1 protein-coding gene is annotated in these 971 nt (G+C 47.3%); it reads left to right on the top strand.

The genetic code is table 11. The annotated features are described in order from the left end of the window. Nucleotides 1-902, top strand: a 902-nt coding sequence (locus tag JMY00_RS13465; protein ID WP_201580533.1) for a DEAD/DEAH box helicase, incomplete at its 5' end; no start/stop codon positions are given. Nucleotides 903-971 lie beyond the last annotated feature (69 nt).

Here is a 971-nt window from a genome sequence, read left to right as displayed (position 1 = left end):
CTATTATGTGTTCTGCAACTTGGGATGGCCCAGTCGGTAAAATTGCTGCCAGCTTTACCAATAATCCAGAACGTATTGATATTAAAGCTGAAACTAAGCACATTGATGAGTCAGTATATTATGCTGATGACTTCAACCATAAAAACCGTATTTTAGATCATTTATTGACCCAAAAAGACGTGAACCAAGCAATTATATTTGCCGCTACCAAACGTAGCTGTGAGACACTTGCTAAGAGTCTTAAAGAGCAAGGCCATAAAGCCAGCTTCTTACATGGTGATTTACCACAAGCAAAACGTACTCGTATCATCAATGATGTGAAAGCGGGCAAAATCAGCATCCTAGTAGCCACTGACGTCGCTGCTCGTGGTATTGACGTAAGTGGTATCACTCATGTATTTAACTATGATCTTCCACGTCAAACTGAAGATTACGTGCATCGCATCGGTCGTAGTGGTCGTGCCGGCCGTACGGGTATCGCTATTAACATCTGTAGCATTGATGACCGTCCACAGCTAGATGCAATCAACCGTTATCTAAAACGTACCATGTCAGTTGAAGAAATTGAAGGTATGGAACCTAAGAAAAATACCAAAGACATGCACGTAGGCGCAGCAGCCAAACGTGGTCGTGGTGGCAATCGTCGTGGTGGTCCAGGTGCGGGTAACCGTCGTGGTGGCAATGGTGGCGGTGGCTACCGTGGCAAGTCTAACGACAATGCAAGCGGTGAAAAACGTGGCGCAGGTGCCGGTGCAGGCCGTCCAAGTGGCAAGCCAGCCGGTCGTCGCTTCGGTGGCAAACCTGCCGGTAGCGCAGGTGCTGGTAAACCAAGCGGTCAACGCCGTGCAGCACCTTCTCGCTCAGGCGAAGGCCGTCCAGCCCGCCGTAGCAATAATGGCTAGTTAATTGGTTTATATCCATTAACTTGTTAAAAAAAGACCAACCTCAAAAGGGTTGGTCTTTTTTATGTT

The organism is Psychrobacter sp. Pi2-52 (assembly GCF_904846705.1).
Lineage (GTDB): Bacteria > Pseudomonadota > Gammaproteobacteria > Pseudomonadales > Moraxellaceae > Psychrobacter.
Note: the sequence above shows the minus strand (reverse complement) of the source record. Positions and strands in the feature narration are given on the sequence as shown.